Origin of the sequence: Paenibacillus sp. S29, from assembly GCF_049319765.1 — a bacterium.
Lineage (GTDB): Bacteria > Bacillota > Bacilli > Paenibacillales > Paenibacillaceae > Paenibacillus > Paenibacillus polymyxa_B.
In genome coordinates, this window is record NZ_JBMOUI010000014.1 from 1 (window position 1) to 15,383 (window position 15,383).

Below are 15,383 nucleotides of genomic sequence, written 5' to 3' on the forward strand. Positions count from 1 at the left end.
GCCCTTAGCTCAGCTGGATAGAGCGTTTGACTACGAATCAAAAGGCCGGGAGTTCGAATCTCTCAGGGCGCGCCATTAACTTCATAAGCCGGTGTGGCGGAATTGGCAGACGCGCGCGACTCAAAATCGTGAGGGAAACCGTGGAGGTTCGAGTCCTCTCACCGGCATCTATTTCGGGATGTAGCTCAGCTTGGTAGAGCACCTGGTTTGGGACCAGGGGGTCGCATGTTCAAATCGTGTCATCCCGATTCAAAAGGAAAGTCGCTGGAAGCAGCGGCTTTTTTTTATATTCATATCTTTTTGTATAAATCAGTAATCCTCAGGTCACACTAACACAAAAAGTGGGACGGAAGGGATTACTGTGAAGCGATTAAGTTGGAAAAAACAGATGAAACGGCGCTGGAAACAGTGGAGAAGAACAGTGTGGGCATGCAGCATTTTTGGTGCGGCTTGTTTGCTGGCAGGGTTGGGTATTCTGTTTTCGAATTATTTGCAGGCTATGTTGTCACAGCCACTCGCTACTACCGTCATGGCAGAGGAGAGCATGGAGGAGGCTTTACATCTGAGTCCAACTGAAGATCACTCCTCACAGATGCAACTATTGCAAAGTATTCGTGCTTCCGGTATAAGCAGGAAGACCCGTCTGTTAACCACCTACGTGTGTGGTACGGAAACACTTTCCTTGGGAACGCTAAGTTCACAGCAGCTAGAGACCTTACTGAAGCAACATCCCGATTGGAAGGGACGACTTAATACCAAAGGAGAGGTGTGGCTGGAGCGCAGGGTGGAAGACTTGTCAGAGTCATGCAAAGAGCATGGATACATGGGGTTAAGCACTGACGGGCAGCTTACACTGTATGAAGGGCTACCTAAAAAGGAAAAAGTTATCCGCACTTTTTTTCAATTGGATGTGGGTTCCATGGAGACGGCCTTGCCAGAAGGGGTATATAAACAACTTCAGCAGGGAATACGTGTACAGGATATAAATGAGTATAACAGTGTAATCTCCACTTTTAGTGACTTTGCCCTGGAGCGAACACAAAGGGTATTAAAGCAGCACTATTGATTACAACTACGAGACGTTAGGCATTGCCCATGTGGTGAGGCTTGAAGCGTCTCTTTTTATGTTTTTACTCACGTTTAAATTTTTTCCTCTATTAGATACAAAGTTTTGTTATAATGAAAAGAACGACACATATGTTCGCTTTATATGGTATTTGGCCATGATTATATTCAGGATAACGCTGGCTTTTGGTTAGGTACGCCATGTTTGAGCGATAGGGGAGAGATTTTTTTGCGTTTTTTAGGAATTGATCCGGGTATTGCCATTGTGGGCTTCGGGTTTGTAGACAAGATTGGCAGTAAAGTAGTTCCTGTGCAGTATGGCTGTATCCAGACTGAGGCTCATACACCGGAAGAAGAAAGGCTGCTTCATGTGTATGAAGGCATGTTGCAATTAATAGATAAATATAAGCCTGATGCGGTAGCACTGGAAAAGCTCTTTTTTAATCGCAACGTTACAACCGCTATGTCTGTAAGTCAGGCACGTGGGGTGCTGGTACTAGCTGCAAAACAACGTAATTTGCCTATAGGTGAATACACACCGATGCAGGTAAAGCAGGCTATTGTAGGGTATGGTAAGGCTGAGAAGAAACAGGTACAAGAAATGGTTAGAATGTTCCTAAAGCTTCAAGTTGTGCCCAAACCGGACGATGTAGCGGATGCTTTGGCGGTGGCTATTTGTCATGCGCACTCCTATGGACTAAATTCAAAATTAAATGAGGTATTGCGAAAATGATAGATTTCTTGCGTGGTTCTGTGGCCCATTTGGAAAATGAATATGTTGTTTTAGATGTGCAGGGTGTAGGGTATAGGGTATTTTGTCCGAATCCTTACGCGTTCGCCAAAACTGAAGGTCCAGTGGTTATTTACATTCACCATCATGTAAGGGAAGATGCTATTTTACTGTTCGGTTTTGCGACCCGTGAGGAGCAGCAGCTTTTCCGTAAACTGATTGATGTATCTGGTATTGGACCGCGTGTTGCGCTTGGTATTTTAGGAGGCGGTACGCCTGCTCATGTGGTAACGGCGATTTATCAGGAGAATATCACATTTCTCACCAAGTTACCGGGGATCGGTAAAAAGACGGCACAACGTATGATTCTGGATTTGAAAGACAAGCTGGACGGTATTGGCTCGTTGGGGATGGCAACCGGATTGTTTGCTGAGCCTGTCGTAGAAGAAGGCGAAGGTTCATATTGGGGCGAGGCCCGTGAGGCGCTCAAGGCGCTCGGTTACACGGATGCTGAGTTGGATAAGGTATGGAGCAGAATGAAGAAAGATGCGAAACCTGATGAATCTGCCGATATTTTGATGAAGCGGGCTTTGCAACTGTTGTTTGCCGGATAGGACGATGATGTCCGCTAACAAATGTCTGGTGAAAAGAGGAGCGATGGAACATGGATGACCGGATTATTTCCGCCAATTTGATGATGGAAGACCAGACGGCGGAGCTAAGCCTTCGCCCCCGTTATCTAAATGAATATATCGGGCAAAATCAGGTTAAGGAAAATCTGAAAGTATATATCGAAGCGGCCAAAATGCGTAAAGAAGCGTTGGACCATGTACTGTTGTACGGACCGCCTGGGTTGGGTAAAACAACTCTTGCTAACATTATCGCCAATGAGTTGGGGGTTAATTTGCGTACGACTTCAGGTCCTGCAATTGAAAGACCGGGAGATTTGGCAGCATTGCTGACCAATCTTCAAGAGGGTGATGTTTTGTTCATTGATGAGATTCATCGCCTTCATCGTACGGTGGAAGAAGTCATGTATCCGGCGATGGAGGATTTTGCGCTGGACATTATGATTGGCAAAGGCCCGAGTGCACGTTCGGTCCGTCTGGATTTGCCACCCTTTACCCTTATAGGGGCCACTACGCGCGCTGGGCTGCTCTCTGCGCCATTGCGTGACCGGTTTGGTGTTATTAGTCGATTAGAGTTTTATACGACAGACGAGCTGGCTTACATCGTGTCTAGGAATGCGGATATTATGGAGATTGAGATTGTTGGGGATGCGGCGGAGGAAATCGCATTGCGTTCACGGGGGACCCCGCGTATTGCTAACCGACTGTTAAAAAGGGTGCGTGATTTTGCCCAGGTTGCTGGAGACGGTATTATTCATTCTGAGTTGGCTGCAGAGGCGCTAAAGAGACTTCAAATAGATCCACTCGGGCTGGATGAAATTGATCATAAAATGCTTAAGGCCATGATTCATTCATTCCGGGGCGGGCCTGTAGGATTGGACACCATTGCTGCAACTATTGGTGAGGAGAGTCAGACAATTGAGGATGTGTACGAGCCCTATTTGTTACAAATTGGCCTTTTACAAAGAACACCTCGGGGACGAACAGTGACTCCGGCGGCATATGGCCACCTTGGAATCCCACTGCCAACGGATCCACGGTGAGTAGGAAACATGATGCTTTTCAAAAAATCATTGCATGATTACACGCAATTATGGTGAATACGATATTGGCTGACGGATGATTGAGGGAAGTGAGAGTGTAAGTAAGATTCGAGCGGGTTCATATTTTGGTTTATTCCGCCGATGTATTTAAAGGGATAGACAAGGGTCGAGATCCCGATAAATTACGCAATATAAGTGCTAGACAGCTAGATTGGGGGAGCCAGAAATGAGTGGAGAAGCATTTAACCGAAAAAGTATTTTCGGTGCATGGATGGGCCGGGCCAAACGAGCAGCAGCGATTATGGTATTAGCTACAGTGTGCATACCTTGGTCTTCGGGCGTTCACGCTGCTGCCGCCCAAGAGGATATTCGTGTAGTGATTTTTGCGGATCTAGGTAGCAAATATAAAGCGACAGTCCCCGCTGTAACCTTGAAATCATCAGGAGGTCTGAGTGTTGGACAGAACAGTGGGGGCAGTTTTCAAACTTGGATGGGACTGCCAGACAGTACGGCTCGTTTTAGTGTAGACAGCTATCGGGTGAAGGTACTTGAAGGAAATGAAGCAGCGGCGATAAAAGCGGCCCAAGCCCTGCAAAAGACTAATGATAAACCTACGGTTTTTATCGGTTCAAAAAATGGTAGCTCAGTGTATCAAGTGTACGCGGGAATATATGCTAGTGAGCAGTCTGCGCAGGCTGCTGTACAGCGGATTTCCTCCGCAACCGGAGCGCAGGCCGAGGTTAAGGGAAACAAGCATTGGTCCACAGGAAGCTACGGAAGCGAGCAGGAAGCTAATCTCGTTCGAACGACAATTGCTGCGGCAGGCTTTGATGCTTTTACTGTAATTCAATCAAGAGGCCAGTATGCTGTATGGGTTGGAGAAGAAAGTAATGACAGCAAGCTGTCGGCTTTGAAAACAGAGCTGGAGAGCAAGCAGCCGAGACTCACGCTGTCTAAAGTTAATGCTACTCAAACCGGCCTCATTATAAGACAGGAAGCAGGAGTCACGACTGGCTCGCAGGTGATGTCTCATTACATGCTAAGTGGTTCTGATCATAGCAAGGTAATTGTCAACGGCGGTAATGATGGAATACAAGTGATGGAGAGATCACAGCGTACATATCGCGGCGAGATGGAGATTGCCATGACGTCAGGCCAGCTGGCGCTTGTGAATGAAGTTCCTCTGGAGCAGTATTTGTATTCCGTGGTAGGAGCAGAGGTCTATTCCTCATGGCCAGATGAAGCGCTCAAGGCTCAAGCGGTAGCGGCTCGTAGCTACGCGCTTGCCCAAGGCAATCGGTTTCAGATCGGCAATGTAGTAGATGGCACGTTAAGCCAGGCTTACAACGGTAAGAGCTCGGAACATGCCAATGTCAATGAGGCTGTAGATGCAACAGCTGGTGAAGTCATTAAAAGTGGCGGCAAAGTGGTCGAAGCTGTATTTTCATCTAATGCGGGCGGTGTGACAGCAGATGCCTCAGAGGTGTGGAACAGTGGTGGCGAAGCCTTTGCCAGCGTAGACAGCTCGGGAGATACTTCAGCGCAAAAAGGAGCACAGGAGTGGTATCATGTACTTCTCTCCAGTGGCAAGACAGGGTATATTAGTGAGGATAATGCTAAGGAACTGGAGGGTGTCACAGAAGCGGGGTTAGACAAAATCACCGTCACTGCGGAAAATACAAATGTGCGTCCTATTCCCCAAATTCAATCGACGGTTACCCCAATAGCCAAGGCGCAGCCGGGCGAAGAGATCATTGTATTAGAAAAGGTGCCTCAGTCCGGAGACTATGCATGGGTGCGGGGGCCCTTTACGTCAGCTCAGCTTGCTAAATCCCTGCAAGGGAAAGTAACGGGCACAGTGCCTTCCTCTATTAATCACCTCGATGTCACCAAACGTGGTCCATCAGGGCGAGTGTTGGAGGTTGAAGCGAACGGAACCCCTTTGAAAGTGAAATATCCGGATATGTTTCGCTCAGCAATGGGCGGACTCCCGAGCACACTGTTTGATATTGCGAGTACCGGAAGTTATACTGTATTAGGCGCTGATGGGGCTACTTCTCATGTAAGTGGTACACAAGGCACTCAAATCCTGTCCGCATCTGGCAGCAGTACTTCAAGTGGTAACGGGGTGATCGTCATGAATGAAGATCGTCATGCACGAGTCATTGACAAAACACAAAGCTTTATTTTTACAGGTAAAGGAAATGGTCATGGTTTGGGCTTATCCCAATGGGGTGCCAACGGTTTGGCCGAGCAGGGGTATGATTACAAGAAAATTTTGCAACACTATTACAAAAATGTGGATATAGTTAAGGACTGACCAATATATGAATGTAAACGACTACGATTTTGAACTGCCTGAAACATTAATTGCACAGACACCTTTGCTTGATCGGAGCGCTTCCAGATTACTGACGTTAAACAAAAATAACGGTGAAGTGGGTCATCATACGTTTTCGGATATTGTGCAGTATCTCCAGCCAGGGGATACGCTGGTATTAAACGATACGAGAGTGATTCCTGCACGCTTGTTTGGCATCAAGGAAGACACGGGAGCTAAGGCTGAGGTTTTGTTGCTTAAGCAACTGCAAGGGGACCGATGGGAAGCATTGGTGAAACCCGGTAAAAAGCTAAAAAAGGGTGCTGTTATTGTTTTCGGTGATGAGCTGAAAGCAGTAATTGAGGAAGAAGGAGATATGGGCGGAAGGGTGCTTTCATTTTCATATGACGGTATTTTTCAGGAGATCTTGGACCGTCTGGGGCAGATGCCGCTTCCGCCGTATATCAAGGAACAACTGGATGACCGCGAGCGTTATCAGACCGTTTATGCTCGACATGAAGGTTCGGCTGCGGCTCCAACGGCAGGGCTGCATTTTACAGAAGAATTGCTGGACCAGATTAAAAAGAAGGGCGTTACCGTTGCCTTTATCACACTTCATGTTGGCTTAGGGACGTTCAGACCGATGTCTGTGGATACGATTGAAGAGCATGTCATGCACGAAGAGTATTATTCATTATCACAGGAAACGGCAGATGTACTTAATGCAACCAAGGTGCGCGGTGGGAGAATCGTGGCAGTGGGAACAACCAGTTGTCGAACGCTGGAGACGGTGGGCAATACATTCGCAGATGGAGTGCTGCAGGCCAGCAGTGGCTGGACACAGATTTTTATTTATCCAGGCTACGAATTCCGTGTGGTGGATGCGATGATTACGAATTTCCATTTGCCTAAATCCACCTTGGTTATGCTGGTCAGCGCACTGGCAGGCAGGGAGAATATTATGCATGCTTACCAGGAGGCGATTGACCGACAATATCGGTTCTTCAGCTTCGGGGACGCAATGTTCATTTATTAATTAAGGATGGTAGAGAAAATATGGCACCAGCAATAAGATACGAACATATTAAAACCTGCAAGCAATCGGGAGCTCGTCTCGGGCGTGTACACACACCTCACGGAGTTATTGAGACACCAACCTTTATGCCGGTGGGAACTCAAGCGACTGTTAAAACGATGAGTCCTGAGGAACTGAAAGCGATGGATGCTCAAATTATTTTGAGTAACACGTACCATTTGTTTCTTCGTCCCGGACACGATATTATTCGTGAAGCGGGTGGACTGCACAAGTTTATGAATTGGGATCGCCCTATTTTAACAGACAGCGGCGGATTCCAGGTGTTTTCTTTAAGTGAAATGCGTAAAATTTCAGAGGAGGGTGTTCATTTTCGCTCTCATTTAAATGGAGATAAGAAGTTTCTTTCACCAGAAGTGGCGATGGAAATTCAAAACTCGCTTGGCTCAGATATTATGATGGCCTTCGATGAATGCCCGCCGTTTCCGGCTGAATATGAGTATGTGAAAAAGTCACTGGAACGCACCAGCCGTTGGGCTGAGCGTTGTCTAGAGGCACACGCGCGCCCTCATGATCAAGGTCTGTTTGCCATTGTTCAGGGAGGCATGCATGAAGATCTGCGCAAGCAAAGCGCTGCGGATTTGACTTCCATGGATTTCCCGGGGTATGCTATTGGTGGACTGAGCGTAGGTGAACCGAAACATTTGATGTATGAAGTGCTCGATTATACGGTTCCTCTGCTTCCCACCAACAAGCCACGTTATTTGATGGGCGTGGGTTCGCCTGATGCTTTGATTGAAGGCTCTATCCGTGGTGTGGATATGTTCGATTGTGTACTTCCAACCCGAATTGCTCGCAACGGGACAACGATGACCAGCCAAGGTCGTCTTGTCGTTCGCAATGCCCAATATGCAAGTGATTTTGGCCCGCTCGATCCCGCTTGTGATTGTTATACCTGTCGCAATTATTCACGTGCTTACTTGCGACATTTGATTAAAGCGGATGAAACCTTCGGGCTCCGACTGACAACGTATCATAACTTGCATTTCTTAATACAATTGATGCGTAATGTCAGACAAGCGATTATGGATGACAGGCTGCTTGATTTCCGAGATGAATTTTTTGAGCAGTACGGTCTTCATGATAATGATAAAGGCTTTTAAGTTTTAGGGAGAGTATACGAAAGGGGGATTTAACATGTTTCATTTTGCTACAGCCGCTGCTGCACCCGGTGGAACTGGCGGACTTTTCCAAATGATCTGGCCACTGGCTCTGATGTTTGTAATCTTCTATTTCTTGCTGATTCGCCCGAATCAGAAAAAACAAAAGCAGCGTCAAACGATGCTTCAAGCTTTGAAAAAGGGAGATAAAGTAATTACAATCGGAGGTCTTCACGGTACAATTATGGAGATTACGGATGATGTAGTAGTTTTGCGTGTGAATGATGTCACGAAGCTGACCTTTGACCGCAGTGCAATCAGCAACGCGATTGCAAAAGACACGGCATCTGAGGAAGTTGTTTCCAAATCGTAAAATGCTGGTGACCGTTATGCAAAAACCGAGCCTTTAAGGAGGCTCGGTTTTTTTGTGTTGTTTTATTACATGGATACAAACAATTTGATTACTTGTTGAGATTAATGCCAAACATCCCACCACCTGCGCCTATGACAAACGCGAAACCTAAGTGTAACAGGTCCTTGCCGTTCATGCCCGCATCCAATGCCAGAAAACCGACCAGAAGAACGATTAGCCCATACAGGATGCCTGTAATACCGCCTTGATACCAGCCTTTGTTTGTGGATCTTTTACCGGCGACGAAGCCGCCAGATAGCATGGCGAATGCATGGACGATGTACGTATACAATGATAAGTCCTGTTCCTGCATCTGTGTCAGCCACAAGAGTAATGAAAGAATCAATGCGCCAAGCAGCATCCATGCAAAAGCATAAAATAAACCGGATAAAATGGGATGGGCCAGACGAAACGAACACCAGCGGCGAATGAGCTCCATTGATAATTCCTCCTGTACCAAGGTTTGAACTATTATCATTCTATGGCCAAGCCTCCCGGCTTAGTACCAAGTCGCAAGCAGTCTTTCTCTTTATTTCAATAATTTAGCCTTTTGTTTTTTGTATGAGCCAAGTGAGGAACGGTCAGAATACGTGTACAATGAACGACTCATGTCTTATTGCAAGTACAGGGGAGGAGGCGAACATATTGAGTCACGATATTTTTGCTCATATTTTTCGGACGCTGCTCATGTATTTTATTGTATATCTGGTGATGCGCTTGATGGGTAAAAGGGAGATCGGCAAATTGTCTGTTTTCGATCTCGTCATATCCATTATGATTGCAGAAATTGCTGTATTCAGCTTGGAGGATATAAAACGTCCACTTTATGAAGGGTTGATTCCTTTAGGAGTGCTGTTAATTTTGCAAATAGGTATTTCATTTTTCAGTCTGAAAAGTCGGCGACTGCGCTTACTATTTGATGGTAGGCCCAGTGTATTGTACTCTAATGGACAATTAAACAAGGATGAAATGGTAAAACAACGTTATAATTTAGATGACTTGCTGTTACAACTTCGCGAACAAAATATAGAAAGTCTGGACGAAGTTGAATATGTTATTTTGGAAACGACAGGTAAGCTAACGGTTATAGGTAAGGATGATAATGATGGAGTGGAACACGTAAAAATGAAGCAGGAATTAAACGGAACAGATTTGACAAACAAAGAGCAACAGGTGAATAAAGTCCATCCTTCTCCACAAATCGGTGGAAAGTTTAGATATGAGGGACTGCCTATTCCATTAATCATGGATGGCAAAGTGCTGGATAGAAATTTGGAACGGATGGATATGAACCGTTTTTGGCTTAAGAATCAAATTCAAGCGAAGGGACACAAAGATTTTAAGGATGTTTTTTTATGCTCAGTTAACCATAGAGGTGATGTGTACATTACACCACCGGCCTATGGAAAATCTTCAGATTAGGTTTCTTATGCTTTAAACCATCTTCTCAGGATTGGAATGCGTGTAAGGTTGTCCCAATCAATCATTTTGATCAAGGTCATTAGGAAAAGGTACAGTATAATTCCCGATCCTGCGGCAAAAATAAACTGAAGCCACATTTGGTTGAACATCGTTAGATGTCTGTAGGTATATAATACTGCTGCTGCCATGATGATCATGCCTATCCCGGTCTTCCAGAAATCGAGCAAACGTACGCGGAAGCGAAGCAGTCTGCTGACACTGAAGCCGTGAAGGAGAGTAACAATGGCACTATTAATACAAATGGCGATGACAGCTCCATAGATACCATACTGAGGTTGGGAAGCAAGCCAGACGATCAGTACAATTTTGATAACGGCTCCGATAAAGGTATTTAATAAGGCACTTCCAGGACGGTCTAATGCCTGAAGTGCTGCCTGAAGCGGGGCCTGAATGTACATAAAAAGAGCAAAAGGTGCCATGAGCTTAAGCATGCCTGCAATATCGCCATTATTGTAGAGTAGCAGACACAGAGGTTCTGCCAATACATACATGATAACGGCAAATGGGGCTCCTGCAACCAAAGCGAGCCGAAGCGATTGATGTAGACGTTTGTGAATGGCTGTAATATGCCCCTTAGCTGCTGCTTCGGATAACGAAGGAACGAGTGAAACTGCTAGCGAACTGGTTAGAACCCCAGGTAGTAATAACACAGGAATGACCATGCCCTGCATGGCTCCATACTGTGCGGTTGCCACGCCAGTTGCGATGCCTGCTACGGCAAGGCTGCGCATGCACAAGATAGATTCGAGCAAATAGGATAAGGAACCGACAAGCCTTCCAGCAGTAACGGGAACGGATATAGACATAAGACGTGACAAAACGGATGATTGCTCGGGATGAACTTCAGAAGAGGGGACAGGCGACTTTGGCTGAAGGATGCGATCTTTTCGCTGGTTACACACGTATTGCCATAGCAGTACAATCATGCCAATGAATTCGCCCGCCAGAGCACCGAGCATGGCACCTGCAGCAGCGTAGTCTACCCCATGGGGAAGTAACAAGTAAGCAAACCAAATGACGCAAAAAATGCGTATAACGGTCTCCGCAATGGAGGAGCTGGCGGAAGGGATCATATTTTGCTTTCCCTGAAAATAGCCCCTATAAGCTGAAGAAACAGCTACAATGACAATCATTGGGCTCATGCTCACAAATGTATAATACACGCGACTGTCGGTCAGGAGATGGCTTGTGATCCAAGGCGCGAACACAAGACAGAGCACCATGGCGATCAGACTGAGTGTAATGGTGAAGCGCAGGCTGGTGTGCAAAATACGCCGCGACATTTCGGGCTGTCCAGCCGTTTCAGCTTCGGCTACAAGCTTGGCTACCGCAAGAGGGATCCCTCCTGTAATAAGCGTCACCAGAACGATAAAAAAGGGATACCCCTGTTGGTACAAGCCAACTCCTTCGGGGCCGATGATACGCGGGAGTGCGATTCGGGGAATAAAACCAAGTATCCGGTTAATAATTCCCGCTGCCAATAAAATGATTGCTCCATGGATGAAAGTCTGCTTTTTCAATCGCAACTCCCTCTTCCCCAAAATGTAATTCTGCGTCTATGCATTACTTTAGAAGATATGCTGGACCTGTCCATGTTCATGACAAGCTTTTCCGTTCAGAAACAAAGTGATTTAGACAACAAGAGGGCGAGTGGTGAATTCTGCTATTGACGAGCGAAATGAATGCATATATTGTTGATTTAAGGCTATTTTCAACGAAAAGAAGGGTTTTCCAGGATCAGGACAGAAATGTTCTACAAAGCAGTCAATAACCCCGCTAATTGCTGATCTGCGGAACCGGTAGTCGCTGGGAGGAGGAACGGCCATCGTGGGTATGGAAGAGCTGGATGAGCAGGATTGGGATGACGCAATTGAGATGCTCTGTCAAAGTAAGGCGGACGAGTTGATTCTCGTAGGCTATGAGCATGTCACAAGTAAGGACGTGTGGAATTGCGTCAGCCATAAATATGAAAAGGAGGGTATTCCTCCGCTGCACAAGCTCGTTAATGATATACTTTCCCTTAAAGCGACGAGCTTTATGAACTATTTGACGATGTCCGCATTACGGGGCTCCACTTTCGAATAGAAGGGGGGTCTTTTTTTGCGTTCAAATTGACTGCTTTTTGAGGGGTAGCTATAATAGGAATATTGAGAATGAAAGGGGAACATGGGACGGAATGAAGAGAATTCTAAGTTTCATCGTGGTCGTGCTCATAACTACTGGTGTTATGATCGGGACAAGCCCGGGCCTACTGAACAGTTTAAAATTAGGCCTCGATTTAAAGGGAGGCTTTGAAATTTTATATGAAGCCCAGCCTTTGGAAGCCGGGCAGAGTGTAACCAGCCAGTCTCTTATACAAACAGCTCAAAGTCTGGAGAGACGGATAAACGCGCTTGGTACAACTGAGCCGGAAGTAACAACAGAGGGTACCAACCGTATTCGTGTGCGGCTTGCTGGTGTCTCTAATGAAGCAGAAGTGCGCTCTATGCTGAAAAAGCCTGCCGAGTTGACCTTCCGCAGTGCAACGGCAGCGGATGCTAAAAAGCCAGGCCAATACAGCAAAATTGAGCTCCGCGGTAATGATTTTGTGGAGAATGGCGCTGTTGTCGGCTATGATCAGCTGAACCAACCTGAGATTAGTATCAAAGTGAAGGACAAAGCTAAATTTGCAGAAATCACAAAGCGACTTCTGAATAAAGAATTGGCTATTTTCCTGGATCAGGAATTGCTGTCTGCACCTACAGTACGTGGGGAATTAACGGACGGTAGCGCGTCAATCACAGGTAGCTACACTCGTGATGAAGCGAATAAACTGGCGGATACAATTAATCTGGGTGCCCTTCCGCTCAAACTGACGGAAAAATATTCTCAGAGTGTAGGTGCTACGCTGGGCCAATTGTCACTAGATCAGACGATTCGTGCTGGGTTGATCGGCTCGATCATTATTCTGGTATTTATGATTGCGATGTTCCGTGTACCGGGATTAGTCGCTAGTTTCTGTCTCATCGTTCATACCTGGGTGGTGCTTGCCATCTTTTATTTGGGTGGATTCGTGCTTACGCTTCCGGGTATTGCAGCCTTCGTGCTCGGGATCGGGATGGCGGTAGATGCCAATATCATTACGTATGAACGGATTAAAGAAGAAATCAAGTCAGGCAAAACGATTCGTTCTTCTGTCATTGCAGGTAGTAAGGCTTCGTTCCGTACCGTTATGGATGCCAATGTTACGACAATTATAGCGGCAGCGGTTATGTTTGGTCTGGGAACAGGCTCCGTTCGAGGATTCGCTTTGGTGCTCATCGTTGATATTGTCACCAGTATTTTGACGAATATCTTCTTCTCCCGCTTCTTACTCAATCTGCTGGTTAAAGCGGATGTTGTGAAGAAGGCCAAGTATTTTGGTGTGAAGGAGAGTGATATCAGTGCGCTTTAATTGGAACTTGAAATATATTAAGATGAGCAAGTGGTTTTACACGTTCTCGATTATTATCACACTGCTTGGTATTCTGAGCTTATCGATATTTGGTCTGAATTACGGGGTGGATTTCCGTTCCGGTTCCAATGTGGATGTCAATCTGACTAAAGTAGTTACACAAGAACAGATCCAGACTTTGCTGAACAAGCAGGAGATCGGCAAAGAGGTCGATTATACGCAGGGTAAAGAACGCTTCGGTATTCGCTTCTCGCAGGTTTTGACGGATCAGCAAGTGAATAACTTTAAGACTTCTTTTAATAAAGAGCTGGATCCGAAGGCCTCCTTTGAGGTCAATACAGTGGATACGGAAATGGCGCAAGAACTAGAACGAAATGCGTTATGGGCGATTTTATTGGCTTCTGTGGCTATCGCTATTTATATCTCAATCCGTTTTGAATGGCGGTTTGCCGTTGCAGCAATTGTTTCGTTGTTGCATGATGCCTTCCTCGTCATCAGTATTTTCTCGATTTTCCGGCTTGAGGTGGATTTGACCTTTATTACGGCAATTCTGACGATTGTCGGTTTCTCCATTAATGACACTGTCGTTATTTTTGACCGTATACGGGAAAATCTACGATTTGCGAAGAAGAAGTCTAGGGACGACTTAGAGCAGGTAGTTGATCACAGTATTGCCCAGACAATGACTCGTTCACTTGCAACCGTGTTTACGGTATTTATTGCCTCCTTATGTTTGTTCATATTTGGCGGCGAATCGATCCGTATGTTCTCACTTGCGATGGTCATTGGTTTGTTGTTTGGTGCTTATTCCTCCATTTTCATTGCCAGTCCGCTGTGGGTAGCTTTGAAAGGAAAACAAAAATCTCCGACAGCCGGCGGGGGCGCGGCCAAAACTGCAAAGTCTTAAGTTACGTAAATACCAGTAGTATAAATTAAAGAGAAAGCCGCGTCTGCCTGGGCGCGGTTTTCTAAGGTTTTGAGATTTACCTTGAGTAAGGCACAATAGTGGACACTTAAATGAGAATGGTTTTTTGTTTTGAGAAATTCGGTTATTTTAGAATGGAGCTTTATTAGGAAAGGGTTAGTTCAGGATTGAGGGGGAAACGTTGTGAATAGCGAACGCAGCCGATCATTGGAAACTGCGGCGTTGAGCGGGATTGTAGGCAATTTCGCGCTGGCTGTTCTAAAGGGAACCGTCGGTTATGCGGCAAACAGCAAGGCGTTGTTGGGGGATGCACTGCACACGGCTGCGGATAGTGCTTCCCGTTTGCAGGAGCTTCTGTTTTCCAAGGGTGCTACAGGGCACGGAATGCTGGCACGGTTGCGGAACGGTGAAAAAGTTAGGACGATCATATCTGTAGTGCTGGCTATTTTAGTGCTGATGAGTGGTCTTCAGCTAGCTATCTCGGCGGTTCGTTCATTAAGCAGTTCGGAACCGCAGGCTCCTAGTCTGTATGCATTAACTACCGTATTTATTGCGTTGGTGTTGAGAGAGGCGTTATTTCAGTTTCAATATCGCTATTCGATTAAACATGGTCATAAAGCGGAAGCAGATCGGTACGCTAACCATGAACGTTACTCGCTGTATGCATCGTTGATTGCATTGATCGGCATGATCGGTGCAATGACTGGCGAAGCAATGGAATGGCCTGCATTATTATATCTTGATCCAACCGCAGCTTTGCTGGTAGCCTGTCTGGTGCTGCGCAAAGGATATTTGATGGTAATGAATACCGCTTACCAGGTTCCTGCACAGCCCTTGCAGGAGGAAGACTCCCGACGCTTTATGGAGACGATTCAACGGGTGTATGGTATTGTAACGGTTGAGCACTTACATGCCCAGGAAACAGGCCATTTCATAACAGTGGATGTAACGATAAGTGTGAACCCGCGGATTACGGTACAGGAAGCGCAGGAAATCGCCGATCGAGCCAAAAATCTACTGTTAGCCCGTTTTCCACAGGTGACCCATGTACAAATGCAGTTCATTTCTTATCAAGCCGGGTATCCTTACAAATCCAATCATGAACTGCCAGATAATGATGTGTCGTCGTTGCTTCAATAGAGTAGGACGAC

General features: G+C 46.1%; 15 protein-coding genes and 2 tRNA genes. 15 read left to right on the forward strand and 2 right to left on the reverse strand.

All coding sequences use genetic code 11. The features are described from left to right. Positions 1–87: 87 nt before the first annotated feature. The 10 genes from ACL9RM_RS20930 to yajC all read left to right on the forward strand — a co-directional run bounded on the left by ACL9RM_RS20930 (position 88) and on the right by yajC (position 8,353). Positions 88–167: transfer RNA gene (locus tag ACL9RM_RS20930), tRNA-Leu, on the forward strand. Between the two features lie 7 nt (positions 168–174). Beyond that, positions 175–248: transfer RNA gene (locus ACL9RM_RS20935), tRNA-Pro, on the forward strand. Positions 249–361: 113 nt separating this feature from the next. Next, positions 362–1,066 carry a BofC C-terminal domain-containing protein gene (locus tag ACL9RM_RS20940; protein ID WP_069290205.1) on the forward strand — a complete coding sequence of 235 codons (705 nt, stop codon included), beginning with the start codon at positions 362–364 and terminating at the stop codon, positions 1,064–1,066. Between the two features lie 228 nt (positions 1,067–1,294). Then, positions 1,295–1,798 (forward strand): crossover junction endodeoxyribonuclease RuvC, encoded by a 504-nt coding sequence (gene ruvC / locus ACL9RM_RS20945; RefSeq protein WP_013311580.1) that lies wholly within the window; start codon positions 1,295–1,297, stop codon positions 1,796–1,798. Beyond that, positions 1,795–2,409, forward strand: coding sequence for a Holliday junction branch migration protein RuvA (gene ruvA, locus ACL9RM_RS20950; protein WP_061829382.1), 615 nt, complete (start codon positions 1,795–1,797; stop codon positions 2,407–2,409). Before ruvC ends, ruvA begins: the two co-directional genes overlap by 4 nt. Before the next feature lie 50 nt (positions 2,410–2,459). Beyond that, positions 2,460–3,467, forward strand: coding sequence for a Holliday junction branch migration DNA helicase RuvB (gene ruvB, locus ACL9RM_RS20955; protein ID WP_069290204.1), 1,008 nt, complete (start codon positions 2,460–2,462; stop codon positions 3,465–3,467). Between the two features lie 226 nt (positions 3,468–3,693). After that, positions 3,694–5,787 (forward strand): SpoIID/LytB domain-containing protein, encoded by a 2,094-nt coding sequence (locus ACL9RM_RS20960; RefSeq protein WP_414126542.1) that lies wholly within the window; start codon positions 3,694–3,696, stop codon positions 5,785–5,787. 7 nt (positions 5,788–5,794) lie between these two features. After that, positions 5,795–6,823, forward strand: coding sequence for a tRNA preQ1(34) S-adenosylmethionine ribosyltransferase-isomerase QueA (queA, locus tag ACL9RM_RS20965; RefSeq protein WP_250266500.1), 1,029 nt, complete (start codon positions 5,795–5,797; stop codon positions 6,821–6,823). A 20-nt stretch (positions 6,824–6,843) separates the two neighbouring features. Then, positions 6,844–7,983 carry a tRNA guanosine(34) transglycosylase Tgt gene (tgt, locus tag ACL9RM_RS20970; RefSeq protein WP_039275028.1) on the forward strand — a complete coding sequence of 380 codons (1,140 nt, stop codon included), beginning with the start codon at positions 6,844–6,846 and terminating at the stop codon, positions 7,981–7,983. A 34-nt stretch (positions 7,984–8,017) separates the two neighbouring features. Further along, positions 8,018–8,353, forward strand: a complete 336-nt coding sequence (gene yajC / locus ACL9RM_RS20975; protein ID WP_061829379.1) for a preprotein translocase subunit YajC — start codon at positions 8,018–8,020, stop codon at positions 8,351–8,353. 88 nt (positions 8,354–8,441) lie between these two features. Here yajC and ACL9RM_RS20980 read toward each other — a convergent pair whose 3' ends face one another. Beyond that, on the reverse strand, positions 8,442–8,831 hold the full coding sequence (locus ACL9RM_RS20980) for a TIGR04086 family membrane protein (RefSeq protein ID WP_061829378.1): 390 nt from the start codon (positions 8,829–8,831) through the stop codon (positions 8,442–8,444). 206 nt (positions 8,832–9,037) lie between these two features. Here ACL9RM_RS20980 and ACL9RM_RS20985 point away from each other — a divergent pair, with 206 nt between their 5' ends. Further along, positions 9,038–9,814 carry a DUF421 domain-containing protein gene (locus ACL9RM_RS20985; RefSeq protein ID WP_061829377.1) on the forward strand — a complete coding sequence of 259 codons (777 nt, stop codon included), beginning with the start codon at positions 9,038–9,040 and terminating at the stop codon, positions 9,812–9,814. A gap of 5 nt (positions 9,815–9,819) precedes the next feature. Here ACL9RM_RS20985 and spoVB read toward each other — a convergent pair whose 3' ends face one another. Beyond that, on the reverse strand, positions 9,820–11,394 hold the full coding sequence (gene spoVB / locus ACL9RM_RS20990; RefSeq protein WP_061829376.1) for a stage V sporulation protein B: 1,575 nt from the start codon (positions 11,392–11,394) through the stop codon (positions 9,820–9,822). Between the two features lie 307 nt (positions 11,395–11,701). Here spoVB and ACL9RM_RS20995 point away from each other — a divergent pair, with 307 nt between their 5' ends. From ACL9RM_RS20995 to ACL9RM_RS21010, 4 genes are all read left to right on the forward strand, one after another. Next, a complete protein-coding gene (locus ACL9RM_RS20995; protein ID WP_013311570.1) occupies positions 11,702–11,959 on the forward strand; it encodes a post-transcriptional regulator in 258 nt (85 codons plus the stop codon). 91 nt (positions 11,960–12,050) lie between these two features. Then, positions 12,051–13,307, forward strand: a complete 1,257-nt coding sequence (gene secD / locus ACL9RM_RS21000) for a protein translocase subunit SecD (protein ID WP_069290197.1) — start codon at positions 12,051–12,053, stop codon at positions 13,305–13,307. After that, positions 13,297–14,214 (forward strand): protein translocase subunit SecF, encoded by a 918-nt coding sequence (gene secF / locus ACL9RM_RS21005; RefSeq protein ID WP_081330683.1) that lies wholly within the window; start codon positions 13,297–13,299, stop codon positions 14,212–14,214. Before secD ends, secF begins: the two co-directional genes overlap by 11 nt. A 201-nt stretch (positions 14,215–14,415) precedes the next feature. Next, positions 14,416–15,372, forward strand: coding sequence for a cation diffusion facilitator family transporter (locus ACL9RM_RS21010; protein ID WP_250266499.1), 957 nt, complete (start codon positions 14,416–14,418; stop codon positions 15,370–15,372). Positions 15,373–15,383: the final 11 nt, after the last annotated feature.

Bases quoted from the DNA above. Each gene is read 5' to 3' on its own strand.
- ruvA (WP_061829382.1), top strand. From the start codon at position 1,795: ATGATAGATTTCTTGCGTGGTTCTGTGGCCCATTTGGAAAATGAATAT.
- ruvB (WP_069290204.1), top strand. From the start codon at position 2,460: ATGGATGACCGGATTATTTCCGCCAATTTGATGATGGAAGACCAGACG.
- ACL9RM_RS20960 (WP_414126542.1), top strand. From the start codon at position 3,694: ATGAGTGGAGAAGCATTTAACCGAAAAAGTATTTTCGGTGCATGGATG.
- queA (WP_250266500.1), top strand. From the start codon at position 5,795: ATGAATGTAAACGACTACGATTTTGAACTGCCTGAAACATTAATTGCA.
- tgt (WP_039275028.1), top strand. From the start codon at position 6,844: ATGGCACCAGCAATAAGATACGAACATATTAAAACCTGCAAGCAATCG.
- yajC (WP_061829379.1), top strand. From the start codon at position 8,018: ATGTTTCATTTTGCTACAGCCGCTGCTGCACCCGGTGGAACTGGCGGA.
- ACL9RM_RS20980 (WP_061829378.1), bottom strand. From the start codon at position 8,831: ATGGAGCTCATTCGCCGCTGGTGTTCGTTTCGTCTGGCCCATCCCATT.
- secD (WP_069290197.1), top strand. From the start codon at position 12,051: ATGAAGAGAATTCTAAGTTTCATCGTGGTCGTGCTCATAACTACTGGT.